Origin of the sequence: Pseudomonas eutrophicaquae (genome assembly GCF_023544715.1) — a bacterium.
Classification (GTDB): Bacteria; Pseudomonadota; Gammaproteobacteria; order Pseudomonadales; family Pseudomonadaceae; genus Geopseudomonas.
The window spans coordinates 149,345-171,630 of the sequence record NZ_JAMJEZ010000002.1 but is presented as its reverse complement, the minus strand read 5'-3'; the positions used below and the strand labels follow the sequence as shown (position 1 = coordinate 171,630).

Genomic DNA, 22,286 nt, shown 5'->3' with positions numbered 1-22,286 from the left:
TTATCGACAACTCGACGAGTCAGCCCTGGCGGCATGACTCAAACCAGAGAGCCTCCGGAGTTCCCGGGGCGGTTCAGAAGTCCTTGCTCTCTGTGCTGATGCGCTGCTGGCGGGCGACGAAGGCGAAGCCCTTGCCCAGCTCCAGCAGGAAGCCCTGCAACTGGTCGATCAGCGCCTGCTCCAGGTCGCTCTCCAGAAAGGCACCGGCATTGGGCAGGCCGAGGAACTCCAGCAGTACCGGGTCGCGCACGAACTCGCGGGGGCTTTTGCCCAACAACTGCAGGTTGCTGGCGGCCTCCTGCTCGACGGCTGCCCGGTCCTGGCTGGCCAGCAGTCGCTCGTAGTACAGCGTGCCGATCTGTCGATCCAGGGCACGGGTGGTCCAGCCCTGCTCGGCGGTCTCGTTCATGTACCACTGGCGGGCGCTGTCGCTGTCGACCTTGAGCAAGGTGCGGTAGTGGGTCCAGCTCAATTCGGTACGCACTGCGTTCCAAATTGGAAAGGCCTGATAGAAGGCCCGCATATGCCGCAAATTGCGCTCGTCGAAACCCTTGCCGAACTCCGCGCTCAGCACACGAGCCAGAGAGGACAACAGCTTTTTGCCGTACTGCGCGCGAGCCGCACCGCCCTGTTCGAACTCGACGATATTGCCGGCCGACTTCCCAGCAGGTCTGCACCTGGATGGCATCCACGGCACGCAGCGCTCGCTGGCGGGCCTGGCGGATCAGCTCGCCGAGGCTGCCCAGCAGTGGCTGCAGATGAAGATCGAGATCGGTCGGTTTTGGCTTGCTCATTCAATCTCCGCGACAGGTTCAATATTGGTCAGTTGCTGCTCCTGCCAGGCAGCATAAGTCTGGCCTGTGCCCCCGGCCACCCAGGAAGTACGGCCATTGGCTGCGCGCCCACAGACCACTGCCGCTGCCGCACTCGGGCTGCTGAAGGCGTAATCGTCGCTGAACACCAGATGCTCGGGACTCTCGGCGACCAGCACACCATCCGCCACCAGTTGCCGGAATAACCCCTGATAGCCGCGCTCGGTACCGACCCAATCCGCCCTCGCCCTGGAGCCCTTGAGCACGAAGAACTCGCCATCGATCTCCTGGCCCTGTGCGCTGATGCGGTAGCGCGGCACCTCCAGGGTGAACAGCGGGGAGCGGGAGACAGGCGCAGCCGGACTGGGTGCGCTGACGGTCGAAGGCCTGGCCAGCTCGCGCAGGAAGTCGAACCCCAGCACCGGCAGCACGGTGCGGATCTGCTCCAGGAAGAAGGCCATGTCGGCGCGGTCGGATTCCGGCAGATTGCCATACTCGTGCGCGGTGCCGTTGCCCAGTACGCAGCGGCCGGCACTGGCGATGATGCCGATCAGCTTGCTTTCCAGATACTTCGCATGGGCCTTGGTCAGGTTCTGGTCCTTGCTGGTGACCAGGCAGACCCGCTCCCAGAAATCCTTGCCGCCCTGTTCCTCGGGGCGGTTGTGCTGCTTGAGGCGCTGGGCCACGTCGTCCGACTCGCCGACATACACCCGGGTACGCAGGCTGTCGTCCGGGTCGGGGCCGACCAGGAAGTACACGCCGGTGCGCGCACACTCGGGGCGCTGCACCAGCTCGGCCAGCTTGCTGCGCGGGCCGGTCAGCACGTGGCCGGTCCAGTTCATGATCTCGGCGGTCAGCAGGCCGTTCGGCGTGCCGTCGACCAGAAACAGGCGAATGCTGCGGCCCTGGCTCATACCGCCTCCCGCAGGTCGATCTGGCCGGTGACGGCGGCGGTGATCAGGGCGGAGCGGCGTTCTTTGAGGAGGGCGATGCTGCGCTCGGTCTTCCTTACCAATTCATCAAGTCGCGATGTCTTGCAATCGATATGGCTGGCTATCTGCTCCTGCTCCTCCAAACTGAGCGGTGCCGCGATAAGCAAATTCCGGATCTTGTCGCCGCTGATATTTGGCTGACCTGCACCTGTAGCCAGCTCGATCAGCTCTGTTCTGAATCCTTCAAACCACCAACGCAGCATGCGAATGCTAATTTCCCTGCAAGGATGTATAGCAAAACACGCTTGATTCAGAGCCGCAGGCACACCCAGCAAGCCAAGGCGACCAACAGTTGCGCCATACATGGCAATTACAAGTGAGCCCTCTGGATGGGCCTTCAATGCACTGTATTCCCTCAAGGCAACATCCGTAACCCGCTTATCAGTCTCACAGACCAAACTCTCGCGAAGCTCACCGGTAGTAACCCAAGGGGTCCCACCTTCTATGCAGTAGTCTTCATCCTTGGATGGGGTAGTGCCGCTTCCATAGCCTTGTATCCAGTACATCAGCTTTTTGCAAATCCAATGCTCCGGCACCTCCCCCAGCCACTCCACGCCGGAGTCCTTCATCTTCACGTTGGGATCGAGGCCCTTGGTGACGGCATGGGTGATCAGCGCCTGGCGCTTTTCGCGCAGCAGCTCGATAAAGCGGGTCTTCTTCGCCACCAGGGCGTCGATGCGGGCGGTTTCGCGGTCGAGGTGATCGCCAATGAGTTCCCGCTCTGTCCGGGGAGGAAATGCAACCGGGAAATTTCTGGTGAACTCATCTGGAACTCGCTTGAGGCCACCAGCCCCGGTCATGGCGGCTGCACCCAAGGTACGGAACTGTGTGCTTTGCACGATATAGCTCAGATGGCGTGCATCCGTGACATCCTGCACAGGACGCATGACCGTCAGTTCGGTAGTGCCAAAGCCTGCAGCATATTGCAGGCCTTGCATCAGGGCTCCTTTGCCATTCTCGAAGCAGGGCGTGACCTTGGCAAAAGCCACATCGCCATCCTCGAAATACGAGTAGCCATTACGTACATCCTGCACAGGCCGGTTCTGCTCCAGATTCAGAGAGCCATCCTCCCCGATAGCCTCCATCGGCAGAAAAGAGACTTCGCAGGCAAGATCAGCAAGAAGATCTGGACGAATAGGCGGGTTCAGCATCGCCGCAAACCGCAGTCGCTTGACTTGCCAGTGCTCTGGCACCTGCCCCAACCACTCCACCCCGGAGTCCTTGTACGCCAGATACGGCTTGTAGTGACTCATGCCGTCACCTCACCCAGCAGCGCGGCGATCTCGGCCTCCACTGCCTTCAGATCGGCGTCGATCTCGGTTAGAGGGCGCGGCGGCTGGTAGACGTAGAAGTAGCGGTTGAAGTTGATCTCGTAGCCGACGATACCGACCTGACCATCCTTCGCGTCCGTCTTGCCGGTGTCGATCCAGGCGTCCGGCACATGGGGCAGCACCTCGCGCTCGAAATAGTCCTGGATGGACTGGTTGAGGGGGACGTTCTCGAACTCGCGCAGATCCGAATCTGACTGCACATTGCCCTTGTCATCCAGCACCGGCTGGGCCTCGGCGTCGCGCTCGCCGAAGCAGGCCAGCACGGCCTTCTGTGCACCCTTGGAGAGCTTCTTCACGCCGGCGGCCTTGAGGAAGGCCGGCAGGTTATCGAAGCGGCCTTCCACGGCGGCGAAGGCCTCGGCCTGATCGGAGCCCTTGGTGTTCTGATAGGCGGCGAGCTTATCCGGATCGACCGAGAAGCGCAGGCGCAGCGGGCGCTCGACGGTGATGCGCCGGTAGCCGAAGTCGGTGGTGGCGAAGATCTTGCTGTTCGGGCCTTCCCCGAAGGCTTCGTGCAGCTTGGCGATCTCGGCGATCTGCTCGTCGGACAGGTACTTGCGCTTGCTGCCCAGGCTCTTGCGCATCGGCGCATGCATGGCACTGGCGTCGATCAGCTGGACCTTGCCCTTGCGCAGCGCGTCCTTGTGGTTGGAGAGAATCCACACGTAGGTGCCGATGCCGGTGTTGTAGAACAGGTCGGTGGGCAGCGCGATGATTGCCTCCAGCCAGTCGTTCTCCAGAATCCAGCGGCGGATCTCCGACTCGCCGGAGCCAGCGCCGCCGTTGAACAGCGGCGAGCCGGACAACACGATGCCGATGCGGGTGCCGCCCTGCTCGGCCGGCTTACGCTTGGACAGCAGGTGCATCAGGAACAGCAGCGAGCCGTCGCCGACCCGTGGCAGGCCGGGACCGAAGCGGCCAGCGAAGCCCTGCTGGGTGTGCTCGTCCTGCACCTGCTTCTGCACCTTCTCCCACTTCACGCCGAACGGCGGGTTGGCCAGGCAGTAGTCGAACTGCTCATGGGGCAGCTGGTCGTTGGACAGGGTGTTGCCGAGCTTGATGTTCTGCGTCGAGAAGCCCTGGATCAGCTTGTCGGCCACAGAGATGGCGTAGGTCTCGGGGTTCAGCTCCTGGGCGTAGGGCACCAGCCGGGCATTGGGGTTCCACTCGCTGACCTGCTCGATGGCCGAGGACAGGAAGCCGCCGGTGCCGGCCGCGCAGTCGTAGACGGTGCGCACTACGCCTTCGCCATTGAGTGCCTGGTGGTCGGGGGCGAACACCAGGGTGGTGGCCAGGCGCACCACGTCGCGCGGGGTGAAGAACTCCCCGGCGGTGTCGTTGGCCGACTCGGCGAACTTGCGGATCAGGTGCTCGAACACCAGGCCCATCTCGTGGTTGCTGATGGCGTCCGGGTGCAGGTCGATGGCGGCGAACTTCTGGGTCACCAGGTACAGCAGGTTGGCCTTGTCCAGTTTCTCTAGCCAACCGTCGAAGGCGAAGTGCTCGAACACCTGGCGTGCGTTGGCAGAGAACTTGGCGATGTAGTCCTCCAGGTTGGCCCGCGTGCTGGTGGAGCCGAGGCTAGCCAGGGAGAACTGCGAGACGTTGTAGAAGGTCGCGCCGGCGGTGCCGGGCAGCAGCAGGTCGAGATCCACGCCGCTGTCCTTGAGCAGGCTGTGCTGGGTGCGTACCGACTCGCGGGTTGGCTCCAGCACGCACTCCAGGCGACGCAGTACGGTGAACGGCAGGATGATGCGGCCGAACTCGGACTGCTTGAAGTCGCCACGCAGCACGTCGGCCACGTTCCAGATGAAGTCGGCGAGGGTTTGCTGGTTCACAGGCGGATCCTTACGGAAATCGGGAACGCGCCTGAATGCCGCGTCCCTGCAGGGTGTCTTGATAGGTTGAGAACCTTAACTGCTTGGCCAAGCAGGAGCCAGTAGCCGGCCGTGCCTACACCGCCTTGGCACGGCTCCGGGCAGTTTCGGGGAGGCTACCTGGAGCGCGCGACAAGATGTGTCGCAGCCGAATTTATGCTCGCTTTTCGATCAGTTCAGGAGGGCCAAGCGTATCCGCTGCTTCCAGTCGAACACCCTGGCATGGTTGACCCCAGATGAGCTTTCTTTAGGGTGATGCACAGAGTGCAAAGGCTCACAGTACTTCGCCATGGTGCCTGGCCAGCGCAACGAGCCTTTCACTGTCTCCCTCAAGATCCTGTCTATGCATTTTTCTGCCTCAACACCGGCTTTGAAGCCCATGATCCGCGTTGACATGGTCTTCCGGTTGTCTGAGGTATCTATTTCTAGAAGGTAGCGTTGATCGCCGTTTTGTAGTTTGAACCTTGCCAGCAGATAACAGCGTGATTTTTCGTGATCGATCATGTGGTAGCTGCAACGTGGAACGGGCGGCAGAGGCCTCACCTCCAGTGCTACCAGCGCAACTCCAGACTCTTGGGTGATTTGTTCAAGAATCTCTCGGAGTAGCGAGAAACGATCTGCAAGCCGTTCATGCTCGTCCCCATCACGCTCTCCCTCACCCAATTGTTGGAATTCTCCTGACGCTATGCTGCCCTCGCTCACAGGATCAGCCACGCCGAAGAGTTGTCTTTCTCTGCTCGGGCATTGCTCGTCGTCGACCTTCTTGCCATGACCGTTGGCACGCTCCCCGTTGTAGGCGATCTTGGTGCGCAGCTGAGCATCAAACGTGATCCCCTCAACAGGCAGATGAATCAACCTCTGCTCCTTGGCAGCAGTCGGCTCTTCGTCAGCATCCACCTCCACTTCTTCTGCTCCCGATGGCACAGATACACAGCCTGTTTTTTCACCCCTGACGGGTAACTTGAGAGCAGGGTGATGGAAAAAAATATCACCGCGATGGCTAAACCGGAGCCCCTGAAGCTTTTCGATCTCCCAGGCCAGCAATTCGTTGCTTTCCGGATCAAAGGGGCCTCGCACATCCATGGTGCTACCCGCGAGGGAAGGGGGTGCCATGAAGTCGAACTGCCACCTTGCATACGCCGAACCTTGCGGTACCTGCTCTTGCCCTTGGTTGAGGCTTTGCCAGATTGACTCGAAGGATCGCTTCACATCCTGATTCAGCAGCAGCCAACTGAAATGGTCTCTGTATCCCTTGATTTTGAGAAGCTGACTTGGCGCACCTGTCTTCGGGGGCGTATGGATATGAACAACATCGCCCTCTCTGTAGACCGTGAAGGCCATGTCCAAGCCATTCGGTGCGAAGGCTGCACGGACGATGAAGGCAGCGTGGAAGAACATTTTTCGCGCCAGCTCGAATTTCGGCAGCCAGACGGTCAGACCATCGACCTCGAACACAACGCATCGCTGTCCAGATATCTCAGGATTTGCAGCAAGCCTTCTGGCCAGACGTGGGCACTCACCCAACTGCCGTTCCCGCCAGGTATCTATTGCAGGAAGCACCACCGTCTTCTTGAAACCACTGGGACGATAAGGAGCCCCTTCTTCGCCAAGAAACTCGCGACCAACGGCCAAGACACACGACATCTCCTGTGCGAACCGCTGCAGCTGCAGCTGACCGTTACGCTCAAAGAGAGCCGCCAAGCGCCACTCGGCTGCCGGAGTCGGAGCCCTGAAAAAATTTCCAACGGCCAGCAACCTGGATCCGTTCGGGATCTGACGAAATACTGTCCTATTCAATCCATCTTCCTATCAATCGAATGAACGCAGTGGTCAGTGGTGCCATCCTGCTTTTTTCCAATCCACAACGCCTTTCCAGCTCCCAGCGCCTGGACGTTATGCCTGTCTGTACATCCTCCAGCATCGCTGCAGTCAGGCGACGGATCTGATACTCGCCGACGGACTCGGCATAGCGATCCAGGAAGGTGTGGCACAGAGGCAGTTGATCGAGATGGTGCTCGACTGATGCCCGATGGGGTAGCTGCTGCAGGAACCAGTTGCGGCTCCTGCGCGGAAGGCCCAGGTCTTCTTCGCTACCTCTGCCAATCCGGATCAGTAGGCGCACCAGCTTCCTGTCACGCACTCGCCAGTCGACGTGGCTGTTGTTGCCCTGTCGGTGCTGCCTGGCCTGGTTCGCAGCCATCAGCCAGTGTCGGTCATGACGATAGAGCCAGGCGTAACATGCCCCCCCTCCGTTTTGCCTGGCTGCCTTAGCGCCACCGTGATTAGCCAGTGCTTGCAGCCAAACGGCTCGGTATTGCTGCTTTTGTTCAAACTCAGCGGGGAGCAACTGTACTGACCGGTCGGAGGCAAGGTCGACCTGGCGAGTCTTCGCCTCGCTGATCAGCTCGCCAGCAGGCTGGCCAGGGCGCAGGCTGGTCCAGACGATCAGATGCTGCAGCGCACTGAATCCCTTGCGGTGCTTCCTGAACATTGCCAACAGCCAGGGCGGAGGCTCCCAGGATGTCAGCAGACCGTTCGCAGCAAGCCAATCCCTGCGATGGGATGCCAGGATCTTCTCCCAGATGACTTCAGCCCTGACCTGCCGGCCGCGCCTGGCGCCGTACTCTGTAGCCAGGTACCGGTACAAATTGGTCCAGCGTCCGTAGCCAGGCGATTGCACCTCTTCGCACGCCAGCAGCTGCATGGCAGCCTTGGCGAGCCTGATAGCCTCTTCGCCCACGGGACTCACGCGAAGATCGCGAGGCAGAAACAGTGGCGAGGCTGGATGAAACTCATGCCGCTGCGCTCGACGAAACGGGATGGGTGAGTCCAAGAGCTGGCAGCCATGCTCTGGGCAGGCATCTATCCCTTGGATCTGCCAGCTACGCTGCCAGTAGGGCTCACCGAAACGATCCGCCATGTCCTCGAAGCAGACCGGGCAGTAACGCAGCCACTCGGGCCATTTGACCAAGGCCGTCGATGCCCCAGACAGGCCAATCGTCGGCCGGTCGGAAGCGAGCATGGCCTGAAAAAGTTCGGTACGACGCTCCGGCGGAATGAAAGGGGCATAGAGCGGGAACAGCGTGTGATTCAGGATCATGCCTTCCGCATCCAAGCCCGTGTTGTTCGCCAACGCAGTCAGGTGTGTGGGCAGATCGGTGATCGCGGCAACCTTGCTGTCACCGAACAGCATGTGCAGCAAGGTCTTGTGGTTGCCTATCCCCAGATGTACCCGGCACCGGGCAATACCGCTGTAAAGCAGTTCGTCCGGGTAGAGCCTGGGGAAGTACATGTCAGCTCGCTCTCAGCAGAGGCCGCAGATCGAGGATCAAGCCAGCCTGCTTGAATCTGTCATAGGCCTCGCTTTCAGGCCCATCGGCATAACGTCGGCGCAGATCCTCCTCGGATAGGCACCCCCACTCCGTCCGCTTAACTCTGGAAATGCCGGGCCTCTTGGGAGCGTCCTGCGCGAGGTAGGCCGTGGCCTTGTGAATCAGGGCCGCCAGCGGGATGTCCGGATTCTCCGCCAACAATTCATCGGCCATGGGAATGGCGATGTCCCTCGGGATTTCCATACCTTCGAGCAGGGCGGCCAGCCTCTTCGCCTTGTCATCAGCCGGAGGGGCCGGCGGTTTCGGTTGGGCGACGCTATCCAGAGAGCGAGTCAGGGTCAGCAACCGTCCCTCGATCTCTGGCATAAGCAGGTCGTCATATTTGGCGATCAGCTCGGACCTACCGCTCCGCAAGGCCGCCAGCATCGGATGGACCGGTTTGAACTCGTCCTCGAAAACCCTGCGCAGCAACAGCGGCTTGATGCACTCGACGCCCGTCACTATCGCCCGGATCTGCGCCAGCGCGAACAGCTTGATGACGATGTCCATGACCCCTTGGGTGAGGTCGTACATCGTAGCCTCCAGTTCGTCATCCAATGGCGCCGCATTTCGCAGCCACTGGTACTTCCAGAGCCGCTTCAACAGACGCTTCCAATGCTCGTCCCGAGGCAACCTATCCCAGCGGATGCTGCCCAACCCGGAGACCCGCCGAGCAGCCCGGAACGTGCGCTGGAAGAACTTGCTGGCCCGGTGGGTGCCGACCTGAATGATCGGAACACCGATGGTGTTCACCAGCGACACGAAGAAATTGTGCATTTTCTCGGCACCACCGGAGCGTGCCTCGTTGAGGTTCTGAACCTCGTCGATGATCAGCACTCCGAGCGCGTGCAGATTGGCCACCTGGCACATGGATGCCAGCAGACGTTTGGTACCCAGCTTCTTGCGTCCGTGGCTACGGCTGTAGTGGGTACCCAGGATCTTGTCTACTTCGTTGAAGAAGCTCAGGCACAGCTCATCCAAATCACCATCAATTGGGCAGTCGATCTTCAGGTAGACCAGTTGGGTGATGTTGTAATCAGGGTGATGGAGAGCTTGGGGGTACATGCCCAGAATCCGCTCCAGCGTGCGCGTCTTGCCGCAACCGGAGCAGCCGAACAGCGACAGGCTGTTGGCCGTAGAGGAGACACTCTGGTACACCGCCGCATCCAGATCCTCCTCCTCGACACGGCGATAGCCATTCTGCAGGTGCGCATACCAGGCACCGCTGGCCGGATTCCGACCGATGTACCCTTGACGGATCATCAGGCTGATCTTGCTCTCCAGCTCCAAGTGATGGCTCAGCGGCTGGAAGAAGCCGTGCAACAGGCGGGCAATCGCATGTGCCCTGAGCCGACCATCCAGAAGCGCCTCCTGCGGCTCGAAACCGGGAAGCTGCTGCAATAGACCGACCACCTCCTGCAGATCAGGAATCGGAGGCAATGCGCCGATGAGCGGATTGTCCTGATACTCGGGAAGCTGCTGCTCCTGGTAACGCGCCAGGGGAATGACTCCACGCTGGAATTCTTCAGTCATCCTCTTCCTCCTTGAATATCAGGTCACTGAGATCTGGGAAGGCATAATCTTCCTGCTTCTCGCCCCGCAGTGGGATCACCTCGGCTGGCTTTTCCTGCTGTTCTTTCTCCGGTTTGAATGCTGTTTTCTGGCGTTCCTGGCGCTTTTCCTGCTGCTTGTTCTCGCGGATCTGGGTTCCCAGATCCTTCGTGGTCATACCCGTTTTGACCGGACTGGCATCCTCTGCCTGGGCAACGATGGACTCGATTTGCTTCAGAAGATTGCCTCTCTCTACCAAGGCTTCCGCCGCCGCGTTGGTATCGCTACGCCGTTCCTCTCTGGACAGCAGCCAGACATCCCAGAAGGTCATCCCCCTGAAGCGTCGACTGCGGTCGGCAAGCTCGCAAACCCAGTAGTCCTTGAGACTATTGGACGGCCGCAGGTAGATGTGGTCGGCGCTACGCGGATCGTATGCGACCGTTACCCCTGTCGGCCGGCGCCCCTGGCCTCGGTGAAACCAACCCTCCCTGATTGCTTCCTGGCAGGTGTAGAAGCAGCCGAACAGCCTGATTCCCAGCTCCGAAACCGTGGCCGACTCATGGGGCAAAAGATTGATCCGCACCAGCTCCTCGGGCGCAGTACGTAACCGGCCGGTCAGGTTGGCCAAGCCCCAGTTCCATAGCATGACTGGGATGGCTGGCAGATCGCCTGGCATACCAGAGGTCCTGTCGTATTTGCTCAAGGTGTGAAAGTTGTTGTGGTAGAGGATGCCGGCAATGATGATCTGGGTGAACTCGGGCAAGGTCAGACTGGCATCAAGCCTGTAGTCGTGGCCACCCCGCTTCCGGCTGGTGGCGTGCTCGACCACACCGCTGGCATAGGGCTTGAAACGCTCCTGCACCGTCCGGAAATAACGTTCGACGATCCCCTTGGCATCTCCTCGCCTGGCCGGTGCATTCTCGATGCGAACGCCGAAGGCTTGGGAAAATGCTTCCACCTTGGTGCCATTCAGTTCGCCCTTATCAGCCAGCACCACATCCGGCAAGCCTTTGACCGGCCAGTCGCTGGCATCGATCTCCACGCCATACTGACGGCAATACTCAACCTTGTCGGCGACCGTATTGGCCAATGCCACCATGGCACTGACCCAGGAAGGCCCCTCAAATCCGACGTACATACCAACGACCATGCGGCTGAACACGTCGATCACCATGTAAACGACAGGCCTGCCGACGATGAGGCTGCGATCATGCTCTGAAACCAGATAGATATCGGCGATGGTGGCATCTATCTGGTAGCGGTATCCGGGCCCCAGTGCCTCGGTCGTCGATGTACTGCTGAGCGGTCGGAAGTCCTTGGCAAAATCCACTGCGGACACCCTGCATGGCAAGGTGTCGGTGAAGTGATATTCGCGCCCATAGAAGTAACGGAACTGACCCAATGTAGGCAGTTCGGAGGTCGGCAGCTCCGGCAGAACAGCACGGAGCAAGTTCAGCCCGGAGGCGTAGGCATCAGGAATGGACGGATGCTTTTCCTTGAGCAAGCGTTTCTCGATGACCCGGCGAAAAATGCGCTCGATGTCCGGCGTGACATTGCTCCCTTTCCCCTCCATCACCACTCTGGGCCTGCCCAGCTTGGCCTGGTTCGGCTTTCTGCGCTTGCCACGGGCGCCCGAGTTGACATAGTCCGGCAAGAGAGCATTCCTGCACATGCCCCGCTGCCAGTAGCGCCTCAGTAACCTGTACACCGTCTGATTGGTGACACCATGGCGCTCCATGATGCCTCTGACAATGAGCCCTCTGGGGTGCCGCACGTAAAGCTGGGGATCGTGCACAAAATCCGCCAGCATTGCCCAAGCTTCATCACGCTTCTGCTGATCAAGAGAACCTTCCTCAACCTCCCGTAGGACTGTCTCCTCGAAGGGATCGGCAATGCTCTCCAGCTCCCGCTCCATGAGCAGACGCTCCAGCTCTGCAACCGATATCGGTTCGGGCAACGCCGTGTCCGAATCGATATCGATCCAGATGGCCTGCTCGGTACCGGACCAGAGCAGGCGCTTTCGCAGTTCCCCCATCCGGAACACCTGATTAACGGGCAACACTGCTCAGCTCCTGATGCATTTGATGAGCGTTGGCAACCAGGTCTTTCGGCTTCAGCTCCCGGTAAGGAGTGTCAAGATCGAACAGGAAACAGTGCCGGGCCAGCAACTGGCGTAGCCAATAGAGCGCCTGACCGGCCTCCAGCTGGCCGGAGGTATCCAGTCCTTGGGCAATAGCGGTCAGCTTCTGGTCTGGGTGACGCTGAAACTCGAGCATAAACAGCTGCTGGTAATGGGCGAGATCGTCCTGAGCGATGTCGTCTTCAGCATGGGCAGGATAGAGCCATTGGATATTGGCAAATGCCTCCCTGGATACCTCACGTTCCGTGACGATGACCCAGGGAATACCTTTTTCCTGCCAGTAGCGCCTTTCAAGCTCAAGCCTCTCGATGACTTCTGGCTTCTGCAGGTCGGCACTGTACTTGGCCTGAATCGCGATGCTCGGGCGCTGAGGATCTTCGAAATCCACCAGGAAGTCGCTGGTCAGTACCTGCGGAGTACCCTTGTAACGCCCGTGGGGCAGGCCAAGCTCCTCTGCGATGCGCACCGTATCTTCGACCCGCATCGGGAACTGTTCACGGATATCGGTGACATGGGGAGACCGATCCAAGGTCAGGAAGATGGCCAGTTCAAGATCGGATAGAAGATGGTGTAAACGCCGGGTCTTGCTGCCAGGCAGACGGTGGGAGCGCCCCAGCGAGGATACGTCCCTGGTGTAGATGAACGGCTTGTAGTCCGATCCCTGGCCTTGGCCACGCCCGTCCTTGAGCCTTCTATCGATCTGGGCTTGGGTCAGCCCCTTGAATGCTCCAGACATGAGAAAGCCTGCCCCCTGTGTCGATGACCTCAACATAGCGGATGCAGGCTCAGGATGAAACTTTATTTGTAAGGATGATACTTTATTTGTACGGATGAAACTTTATTTGCATCCCACACACGCGCGAAGCACTCCCCGCACCATCATTCCACCGTCACACTTTTCGCAAGATTACGGGGCTGATCGACGTCCGTGCCCTTGAGCACCGCCACATGGTAGGACAACAGCTGCAGCGGCACGGTGTAGAGGATCGGCGCCAACAGCGGGTGGATATGCGGCACCTGCACCACATGCACGCCCTCGCCGTTCTCAAGCCCCGCCTCGCGATCGGCAAACACCACCAGCTGCCCGCCACGCGCGCGCACTTCCTGCAGGTTGGACTTGAGCTTTTCCAGCAGGGCATTGTTCGGCGCCACGGTCACCACCGGCATGTCGCTGTCCACCAGCGCCAGCGGGCCATGCTTGAGCTCACCGGCCGGATAGGCCTCGGCGTGAATGTAGGAAATTTCCTTGAGCTTGAGCGCCCCCTCCATCGCCACCGGGTACTGCGCACCGCGCCCCAGGAACAGGGTGTGATGCTTTTCCGCGAACAGCGCCGAGATCTGCTCCACGGCCTTGTCCATGCCCAGCACCGCCTGCAGATCCCCCGGCAGCGCGCGCAGCGCGGCAACCAGTTCGGCCTCACGCGCAGGATCCAGGGTGCCGCGAGCCCGACCCAGCGCCAGCGTCAGCAGCAGCAGGGCAACCAGCTGGGTGGTGAAGGCCTTGGTCGAGGCCACCCCGATCTCCGGGCCGGCATTGGTCAGCAACACCAGATCCGACTCCCGCACCAGCGAGCTGGTACCGACGTTGCAGATCGCCAGGCTGGCCAGATAGCCGCTGGAGCGGGCGTCGCGCAGCGCCGCCAGGGTATCGGCGGTTTCACCGGACTGGGAAATGGTCACGAACAGGCTGTCCGGATGCACCGCCACCGTGCGATAGCGGAACTCGCTGGCCACCTCGACCTGGCAGGGAATCCCGGTCAGCTCCTCCAGCCAGTAACGAGCAACCATCCCGGCGTGATAACTGGTGCCACAGGCCACAATCTGCACCTGGCGCACCCGGGCAAACAGCTCGACCGCTTGCGGACCGAACGCCGCCACCAGCACCTGCGTCGCGCCCAGACGCCCTTCCAGGGTGCGCTGCACCACACGGGGCTGCTCGAAGATTTCTTTGAGCATGTAATGACGGTACTCACCCTTTTCGGCCGCCTCGGCGCTTTCGTGGAACTGCACCGTCTCGCGCTGCACCGTCGTACCGGCGGCATTCCAGATCTGCAAGCTGTCGCGGCGAATGTCGGCAATATCGCCTTCTTCCAGGTAGATGAAACGATCCGTCACCTGACGCAGCGCCAGCGGGTCGGAGGCAATGAAGTTCTCGCCAAGCCCCAGGCCCACCACCAGCGGACTGCCGCTGCGCGCTGCGAGAATGCGATCCGGCTGCGCGCGGCTGATCACCGCCAGCCCATAGGCACCATGCAGCTCGCCCACCACGGCCTTGAGCGCATCTGCGAGGTCCGGCAGGCGCTTGAGGGTATGGTGCAGCAGATGGACGATGGTCTCGGTATCGGTCTGCGAGGTGAACACATACCCCAGCCGCTCCAGACGCTGACGCAGCTCGTCATGGTTCTCGATGATGCCGTTGTGCACCACCGCCAGGCTTTCTCCGGAGAAGTGTGGATGGGCGTTGGCCTCGCTGGGCACGCCGTGGGTCGCCCAGCGCGTGTGGGCAATGCCCAGATGCCCCGGTAGCGGCTCCTCGCCCAGCGCCTGCTCAAGGGCCGCCACCTTGCCGATCCGCCGGCTACGGCGCAGCTCGCCGGCCAGGTTACAGATCGCCACGCCCGCACTGTCATACCCGCGGTATTCCAGACGCTTGAGCCCCTCGATGAGGATGGCGCTGACATTACGCTCGGCAATCGCGCCGACAATTCCACACATGGGATTCTCCTTGTTCGGTTCAGGCACCGACCGCCACACAGATCAGCCGCACGCCGTGCGCCTCGATCCGTGCACGCGCCTCGGCCTCGAGGCGCTCGTCAGTGATCAGGGTATGAATGCTGTGCCACGGCAGCTCGAGATTGGGCATACGCCGGCCGACCTTGTCCGCTTCTGCCATGACGATCACCTCCCGGGCCACTTCTGCCATGACCCGGGACAGCCCCAGCAGCTCATTGAAGGTGGTGGTGCCACGCGCCAGATCGATGCCGTCGGCACCGATGAACAGCTGATCGAAATCATAGGAGCGCAGCACCTGCTCGGCGACCTGGCCCTGGAAGGATTCCGAATGCGGATCCCAGGTGCCGCCGGTCATCAGCAGCACAGGCTCCTGCTCCAGCTCGCGCAAGGCGTTGGCCACCTCCAGCGAGTTGGTCATCACCACCAGGCCCGGGCGGCGATCCAGCTCGGGAATCAGCGCGGCGGTGGTGCTGCCACTGTCGATCAGGATGCGCGCATGTTCGCGCAGGCACGCAGCAGCCGCACGGGCAATCGCCTGCTTGTAGGGGGAAATCAGCGGCGCAGGCTCGGCCACCAGCTCCTGCGGCACCGGTACTGCGCCACCATAGCGGCGTAGCAGCAGGCCATTGCTCTCCAGGGCGGCCAGATCCTTGCGGATGGTCACCTCCGAGGTCTCGAAGCGGCGGGCCAGCGCCTCGACCTGCACCTCGCCCTGCTCGGCCAGCAGCGCAAGGATGGCGTGGCGACGCTGCGGGGTATTGCGTTTGGACATGCGCAAGTTTCGATTCGTAAGTTACAGAAGGCGAATCAAAACCCAGTACAACAGCGACGTCAAGCTGACAGGGCCAAAACGATTCACAGCCTCCGTCCATGCCGGGCAATACCGCTGTGGATAATGCTCATCTGCGGTTATTCACAGGCCGGGCTGCCGCCAGAACCACAACGCTCTGTGGATAACGGAAACTCGCCATTATCCACAGAGCGTACGGCTACTTTTATCCACAGCGGCCGGAGACTCAGCCCTTGGGCTGCTTCAGCGGACGCTGCCAGCCGTCGATGTTGCGCTGGCGCGCGCGGCCAACGGCCAAGGCCCGCTCCGGCACTGCGCTGGTGATCACCGAGCCGGCGGCGGTGGTCGCTCCGTCGCCGATGCTGACCGGCGCGACCAGCGAGTTGTTGGTACCGATGAAGGCATCCGCGCCGATCAGCGTGCGGTGCTTGTTGGCCCCATCGTAGTTGCAGGTGATCACCCCGGCGCCGATATTGCTCTGCGCACCGATCTCGGCATCCCCCAGATAGCTCAGGTGGCCAGCCTTGGCGCCCGCACCCAGCACCGCGTTCTTCAGCTCCACGAAGTTGCCAACGTGCGCACCAGCGCCCAGCACACTGCCGGGGCGCAGACGGGCGAACGGCCCGCAGTCGGCCCCCTCGCCCAGCTCGGCGCCCTCCAGGTGGCTGTTGGCCTTGACCACCGCGCCGCGGCGCAGGGTGCTGTTGCGGATCACGCAGTTCGGGCCGATCTCGACACCGTCCTCGATCACCACCCGGCCCTCGAGGATCACGTTGATGTCGATCAGCACATCGCGGCCCACCGTGACCTCGCCGCGCACGTCAAAGCGCGCCGGATCGAGCAGGGTCACGCCCTGGGCCATCAGCCGGCGGGCGGCACGCTGCTGGTAGTGGCGCTCGAGCTGGGACAGCTGCAGGCGGTCGTTGGCACCCTGCACCTCCATGGCCTCCTCGGGGTGCGCGGTGGCAATCCGCAGACCGTCGTTCACCGCCATGGCGATCACATCGGTCAGGTAGTACTCGCCCTGGGCATTGCTATTCGATAGCCGGCCCAGCCAATCGGCCAGACGCGCGCCGGGCAGGGCGAGGATGCCGGTATTACCTTCGCGGATCGCCCGCTGTTCGGCGCTCGCATCCTTCTGCTCGACAATCGCCTGCACCTCGCCCGCCGCATTGCGCACGATCCGCCCGTAGCCGGTGGGATCGTCCAGCTCGACGGTCAACAGAGCCAGCTGCGTCGGCGTGGCCTGCTCCAGCAGACGCTGCAAGGTCGGCGCCTCGATCAGCGGCACATCGCCGTAGAGCACCAGCACCCGTTCAGCCTGGATGAACGGCAGCGCCTGGGCCAGCGCATGACCGGTGCCAAGCTGCTGCTCCTGCAGCACGAAATTCAGATCATCCGCCGCCAGGCGCTCGCGTACCACCTCGGCGCCGTGGCCGATCACCACATGAATGCGCTGCGGCTGCAAGGCGCGGGCGGTATCGATGACATGCGCCAGCATCGGCTTGCCGGCGACGGGATGAAGAACCTTGGGCAGGGCCGAGCGCATGCGCATGCCCTGACCGGCGGCAAGAATGACGACTTCCAGACTCATCAGAAAACTTCCCTTGCAGTGGCGCGCACCCGGGGCGGCGCCATGATCGTTCTGCCCGCAGCCCAAGGCGCGGTTCTGCAGATGCAAAAAAGGGGCAGCCCGCAAGGCCGCCCCTTTCCAACGTGAACCCCTCCAGTGAATGCCTTGGCACTCAGTGGATAGGGCCACCAAACTTCTTGCGCAGCTCCTGGATGGTCCGCAGCTGAGCAGCCGCTTCGGCCAGACGGGCCGCCGCGGTGGTGTAGTCGAACTCGGCACCCTTCTCGTTGATCGCCTTCTCGGCGGCCTTCTTGGCCTCGAGCGCAGCGGCTTCATCGAGATCGGCGGCACGCACAGCGGTATCCGCCAGCACCTTGACCATGTTCGGCTGCACTTCGAGGAAACCGCCGGAGATGTAATACACCTCCTCCTCGCCACCCTGCTTGATCACGCGCACAGGACCCGGCTTGAGGTCGGTCAGCAGCGGGGTGTGCCCCATCAGGATCCCCAGGTCACCCTGGTTACCGTGAGCCACGACCATTTCCACCAGCCCCGAGAACAGCTCTTCTTCTGCACTGACGATATCGCAATGGACTGTCATAGCCATATTCACGCCTCGGTTGTCAGCTCAGGCGGGAAGCACTCCCGCCCTAGCCGGGTAACGCCCGCAAGCGGGCGCACCAGTTACAGTTTCTTGGCTTTCTCGATGGCTTCGTCGATGCTGCCGACCATGTAGAACGCCTGCTCCGGCAGGTGATCGAAGTCACCGTTGAGGATACCGGCGAAACCACGGATGGTTTCTTTCAGCGGCACGTACTTGCCCGGAGCGCCGGTGAAGACTTCGGCGACGAAGAACGGCTGGGACAGGAAGCGCTGGATCTTACGGGCGCGGGACACCAGCTGCTTGTCGGACTCGGACAGCTCGTCCATACCGAGGATCGCGATGATGTCCTTCAGCTCCTTGTAGCGCTGCAGCACATACTGCACGCCGCGTGCGGTGTCGTAGTGCTCCTGGCCGATCACCAGCGGATCCAGCTGACGGGAGGTGGAGTCCAGCGGATCGACGGCCGGGTAGATACCCAGGGAGGCGATGTCACGGGACAGAACCACGGTGGCATCAAGGTGGGCGAAGGTGGTCGCCGGGCTCGGGTCGGTCAGGTCGTCCGCGGGAACGTAGACAGCCTGCACCGAGGTGATCGAGCCATTCTTGGTGGAGGTGATGCGCTCCTGCAGGACACCCATCTCCTCGGCCAGGGTCGGCTGGTAGCCCACCGCAGACGGCATACGACCCAGCAGCGCGGACACTTCGGTACCGGCCAGGGTGTAACGGTAGATGTTGTCGACGAACAGCAGCACGTCGCGGCCTTCATCACGGAACTTCTCAGCCATGGTCAGGCCGGTCAGGGCCACGCGCAGACGGTTACCCGGCGGCTCGTTCATCTGGCCGTAGACCAGAGCAACCTTGTCCAGAACGTTGGAGTCCTTCATCTCGTGATAGAAGTCGTTACCTTCACGAGTACGCTCACCCACGCCAGCAAACACGGAGTAACCGCTGTGCTCCATGGCGATGTTGCGGATCAGCTCCATCATGTTCACGGTCTTGCCGACGCCGGCGCCGCCGAACAGGCCGACCTTACCGCCTTTGGCGAACGGGCAGACCAGGTCGATCACCTTGATGCCGGTTTCCAGCAGATCGTTACCGCCCGCCTGCTCGGCGTAGGACGGTGCAGCGCGGTGGATGGTCCAGCGCTCTTCTTCGCCGATCGGGCCGGCTTCGTCGATCGGGTTACCCAGCACGTCCATGATACGGCCGAGGGTGGCCTTGCCGACCGGCACGGCGATGCCGGCACCGGTGTTGTTCACGGTCAGGCCACGCTTGAGGCCTTCGGTGGAACCCATGGCGATGGTACGGACAATGCCGTCGCCCAGCTGCTGCTGGACTTCCAGGGTGGTCTCGGCGCCTTCGACTTTCAGCGCGTCATAGACGTTCGGCACCTGATCGCGCGGGAATTCCACGTCGATAACGGCGCCGATGATTTGAACGATACGTCCGCTACTCATATCTGGTTCCTCTGAATATTTGAACCGGTCTTAAACCGCGGCAGCGCCGCCGACGATTTCCGAGATTTCCTGGGTGATCGCAGCCTGACGCGCCTTGTTGTAGATCAGCTGCAGATCCTTGATCAGCTGACCGGCGTTGTCGGTGGCGTTCTTCATGGCGATCATCCGCGCCGCCTGTTCGCAGGCGTTGTTCTCGACCACGGACTGGTAGACCTGCGATTCGACATAGCGAACCAGCAGGGCATCCAGCAGCTGCTGGGCGTCGGGTTCGTACAGGTAGTCCCAGGTCCCCTGCTTGGCGCCACTTTGCGCCTCGGCAGACGGGGCCAGGGGAAGCAATTGCTCGACCACCGGCTTCTGGGTCATGGTGTTGACGAACTGGTTGGAGGCCACATAGAGGCGATCCAGCTTGCCTTCGTCGAAACGATCCAGCATGACCTTGACGCTACCGACCAGGTCAGTGACCGACGGTGCTTCGCCCAGGTGGCTGACAGCGGCGATGACATTGCCACCGTAGCTGCGGAAGAAGCTGGCGCCCTTGCTGCCGATGACGCAGAAATCCGCCTCGACGCCGGCATCGCGCCAGTCCTTCATGTTTTTGATCAGGGCCTTGAACAGGTTGATGTTCAGACCGCCGCAGAGGCCACGATCACTGGAGACCAGGATGTAACCGACACGCTTGACCGGACGCTCCACCATGTACGGGTGGCGATATTCCGGGTTGGCTTTGGCCAGGTGACCGATCACTTCACGGATACGCACGGCGTAGGGACGGCTGGCTGCCATGCGCTGCTGTGCCTTGCGCATCTTGCTGACCGCGACCTTTTCCATGGCGCTGGTGATCTTCTGCGTGCTCTTGATGCTCGCAATCTTGCTGCGAATCTCTTTTGCGCCTGCCATTTGACACCTTCCGGGTTAGCAGGCGGGAGCCTTGCGGCTCCCGCTGCGGCTTACCAGCTCTGAGTGGCCTTGAACTTCTCGATACCGGCCTTGAGGCCTGCATCGATCTCGTCGTTGAAATCGCCCTTCACGTTGATTTTCGCCATCAGGTCGGCGTATTCACGGTTGAAGAAGGCGATCAGGGCCTGCTCGAAGGCGCCCACCTTGGCCACTTCCACATCGGTCAGGAAGCCACGCTCGGCGGCGTACAGCGATACCGACATGTCCGCGATGGACATCGGCGCATACTGCTTCTGCTTCATCAGCTCGGTGACGCGCTGACCATGCTCGAGCTGCTTGCGGGTGGCTTCGTCCAGGTCCGAGGCGAACTGGGCGAAGGCTGCCAGTTCACGGTACTGGGCCAGCGCGGTACGGATACCGCCGGAGAGCTTCTTGATGATCTTGGTCTGGGCCGCACCACCGACGCGGGATACCGAGATACCGGCGTTGACCGCCGGACGGATGCCCGAGTTGAACATGGCGGATTCCAAGAAGATCTGGCCGTCAGTGATCGAGATCACGTTGGTCGGAACGAACGCGGACACGTCGCCGGCCTGGGTCTCGATGATCGGCAGCGCGGTCAGCGAACCGGTCTTGCCCTTCACTTCGCCCTTGGTGAACTGCTCCACGTACTCTTCGGAAACGCGCGAGGCACGCTCCAGCAGACGGCTGTGGAGATAGAACACGTCGCCCGGGTAGGCTTCACGGCCCGGCGGACGGCGCAGCAGCAGGGAGATCTGGCGGTAGGCGACGGCCTGCTTGGACAGGTCGTCATAGACGATCAGCGCGTCTTCACCACGGTCACGGAAGTACTCACCCATGGTGCAGCCGGCATAGGGTGCCAGGAACTGCAGGGCAGCCGACTCGGAAGCCGAGGCAGCGACCACGATGGTGTTGGCCAGCGCACCGGCCTCTTCCAGCTTGCGCACCACGTTGGCGATGGTCGACTGCTTCTGACCAACGGCGACGTAAACGCAGCGGATGCCGCTGTTCTTCTGGTTGATGATGGCGTCGATGGCCATCGCGGTCTTGCCGATCTGACGGTCGCCGATGATCAGCTCGCGCTGACCACGACCAACCGGGATCATGGCATCGACCGACTTGTAACCGGTCTGCACCGGTTGGTCGACCGACTTACGCCAGATCACGCCCGGCGCGACCTTTTCGACCGCATCGGTCAGCTTGGCATCGACCGGGCCTTTGCCATCGATCGGGTTGCCCAGCGCATCGACCACACGACCCAGGAGTTCCGGACCGACCGGCACTTCCAGGATACGGCCGGTGCACTTGGCACTCATGCCTTCGGTCAGGCCCTGGTAACCGCCCAGGATCACTGCACCGACGGAGTCCTGCTCCAGGTTCAGCGCCATACCATAGACGCCGCCCGGGAACTCGATCATTTCACCGTACATCACATCGGCCAGACCGAAGATGCGCACGATGCCGTCAGAGACGCTGACGACGGTGCCTTCGTTACGGGCCTGAGCGGTTACATCAAGCTTGGCGATACGCTGCTTGATGATTTCGCTAATTTCGGAAGGATTCAGTTGCTGCATGCCATGCCCCTCAAATCAGGATTTCAACGCTTCGGCCAACTGGTTCAGTTTGCCGCGGACCGAACCGTCGATGACCAGGTCACCCGCGCGAATGATCAAGCCGCCGATCAGGGCGGGGTTGACGATCGGGGTGGGCTGTACAGTTCGATCGAGCCGCTTCGACAAGGCGGCGGCCAGCGTCTGGAGTTGTTCCGCGTTCAGTTCGTGAGCCGTTTCGATCTGGACCTCGAGCGCACGGTCAGCCTCGGCCTTCAGTGCGTCGAACTGTTCGCGTACAGTCGGAAGCAGTTCCAGGCGATCGTTTTCGCTCAAGGCCACCAGGAAGTTGCGGAACGACTCGTCGATGCGCTCTGCGCACAGCTCCGCCACGAACGCACACTTGCGCGCGGTGGTCAGGGCCGGGTTACGCAGCTGTGCGGTGACCTCGGGGGACTCCACGAAGCTTGCGGCCAGCGCCAGCATGTTCACCCAGGCATCAGTCTGTGCGACCGCGCAAGCGTGCTCGAAGGCTGCTTTCGCGTAAGGCCGTGCAAGCGTATTGATAGTAGCCATCGCTTGCC

General features: G+C 61.5%; 16 protein-coding genes and 1 pseudogene. All 17 read right to left on the bottom strand.

Annotation, left to right across the window (positions count from 1 at the left end):
• Positions 1 to 76: 76 nt before the first annotated feature.
• Positions 77 to 794 (bottom strand): annotated as a pseudogene (locus MXC11_RS01775) (PDDEXK nuclease domain-containing protein); the annotation flags it as partial.
• On the bottom strand, positions 791 to 1,726 hold the full coding sequence (locus MXC11_RS01770) for a GIY-YIG nuclease family protein (RefSeq protein ID WP_250004334.1): 936 nt from the start codon (positions 1,724 to 1,726) through the stop codon (positions 791 to 793). The gene MXC11_RS01770 and the pseudogene MXC11_RS01775, both read right to left, overlap by 4 nt.
• Positions 1,723 to 3,057, bottom strand: coding sequence for a restriction endonuclease subunit S (locus MXC11_RS01765; RefSeq protein WP_250004331.1), 1,335 nt, complete (start codon positions 3,055 to 3,057; stop codon positions 1,723 to 1,725). Before MXC11_RS01765 ends, MXC11_RS01770 begins: the two co-directional genes overlap by 4 nt.
• A complete protein-coding gene (locus MXC11_RS01760) occupies positions 3,054 to 4,973 on the bottom strand; it encodes a type I restriction-modification system subunit M (protein ID WP_250004328.1) in 1,920 nt (639 codons plus the stop codon). The genes MXC11_RS01765 and MXC11_RS01760 overlap by 4 nt, the downstream gene beginning before the upstream one ends.
• A gap of 210 nt (positions 4,974 to 5,183) precedes the next feature.
• Positions 5,184 to 6,809, bottom strand: a complete 1,626-nt coding sequence (locus MXC11_RS01755) for a Tn7-like element transposition protein TnsE (RefSeq protein ID WP_349665485.1) — start codon at positions 6,807 to 6,809, stop codon at positions 5,184 to 5,186.
• A complete protein-coding gene (locus MXC11_RS01750) occupies positions 6,802 to 8,304 on the bottom strand; it encodes a TnsD family Tn7-like transposition protein (protein ID WP_250004313.1) in 1,503 nt (500 codons plus the stop codon). Before MXC11_RS01750 ends, MXC11_RS01755 begins: the two co-directional genes overlap by 8 nt.
• A gap of 1 nt (position 8,305) precedes the next feature.
• Positions 8,306 to 9,916 (bottom strand): ATP-binding protein, encoded by a 1,611-nt coding sequence (locus MXC11_RS01745; protein WP_250004311.1) that lies wholly within the window; start codon positions 9,914 to 9,916, stop codon positions 8,306 to 8,308.
• On the bottom strand, positions 9,909 to 11,969 hold the full coding sequence (locus MXC11_RS01740) for a Mu transposase C-terminal domain-containing protein (RefSeq protein ID WP_284060328.1): 2,061 nt from the start codon (positions 11,967 to 11,969) through the stop codon (positions 9,909 to 9,911). Before MXC11_RS01740 ends, MXC11_RS01745 begins: the two co-directional genes overlap by 8 nt.
• A 13-nt stretch (positions 11,970 to 11,982) precedes the next feature.
• Entirely contained in the window at positions 11,983 to 12,810 is an 828-nt protein-coding gene (locus tag MXC11_RS01735; protein ID WP_250004307.1) for a TnsA endonuclease N-terminal domain-containing protein, read from the bottom strand.
• A 143-nt stretch (positions 12,811 to 12,953) separates the two neighbouring features.
• Positions 12,954 to 14,789, bottom strand: a complete 1,836-nt coding sequence (gene glmS / locus MXC11_RS01730) for a glutamine--fructose-6-phosphate transaminase (isomerizing) (RefSeq protein ID WP_250004305.1) — start codon at positions 14,787 to 14,789, stop codon at positions 12,954 to 12,956.
• A 19-nt stretch (positions 14,790 to 14,808) separates the two neighbouring features.
• Positions 14,809 to 15,579 carry a DeoR/GlpR family DNA-binding transcription regulator gene (locus MXC11_RS01725; protein ID WP_250004303.1) on the bottom strand — a complete coding sequence of 257 codons (771 nt, stop codon included), beginning with the start codon at positions 15,577 to 15,579 and terminating at the stop codon, positions 14,809 to 14,811.
• A gap of 244 nt (positions 15,580 to 15,823) precedes the next feature.
• On the bottom strand, positions 15,824 to 17,191 hold the full coding sequence (gene glmU, locus MXC11_RS01720; protein WP_250004300.1) for a bifunctional UDP-N-acetylglucosamine diphosphorylase/glucosamine-1-phosphate N-acetyltransferase GlmU: 1,368 nt from the start codon (positions 17,189 to 17,191) through the stop codon (positions 15,824 to 15,826).
• A gap of 151 nt (positions 17,192 to 17,342) precedes the next feature.
• Entirely contained in the window at positions 17,343 to 17,777 is a 435-nt protein-coding gene (locus MXC11_RS01715) for a F0F1 ATP synthase subunit epsilon (RefSeq protein ID WP_250004297.1), read from the bottom strand.
• Positions 17,778 to 17,854: 77 nt separating this feature from the next.
• Positions 17,855 to 19,231 carry a F0F1 ATP synthase subunit beta gene (gene atpD / locus MXC11_RS01710; protein WP_250004294.1) on the bottom strand — a complete coding sequence of 459 codons (1,377 nt, stop codon included), beginning with the start codon at positions 19,229 to 19,231 and terminating at the stop codon, positions 17,855 to 17,857.
• A gap of 30 nt (positions 19,232 to 19,261) precedes the next feature.
• Positions 19,262 to 20,131 carry a F0F1 ATP synthase subunit gamma gene (gene atpG / locus MXC11_RS01705; RefSeq protein WP_250004292.1) on the bottom strand — a complete coding sequence of 290 codons (870 nt, stop codon included), beginning with the start codon at positions 20,129 to 20,131 and terminating at the stop codon, positions 19,262 to 19,264.
• 50 nt (positions 20,132 to 20,181) lie between these two features.
• Positions 20,182 to 21,726 carry a F0F1 ATP synthase subunit alpha gene (gene atpA / locus MXC11_RS01700; RefSeq protein ID WP_250004290.1) on the bottom strand — a complete coding sequence of 515 codons (1,545 nt, stop codon included), beginning with the start codon at positions 21,724 to 21,726 and terminating at the stop codon, positions 20,182 to 20,184.
• Positions 21,727 to 21,741: 15 nt separating this feature from the next.
• Positions 21,742 to 22,278, bottom strand: a complete 537-nt coding sequence (locus tag MXC11_RS01695) for a F0F1 ATP synthase subunit delta (RefSeq protein WP_250004287.1) — start codon at positions 22,276 to 22,278, stop codon at positions 21,742 to 21,744.
• Positions 22,279 to 22,286: the final 8 nt, after the last annotated feature.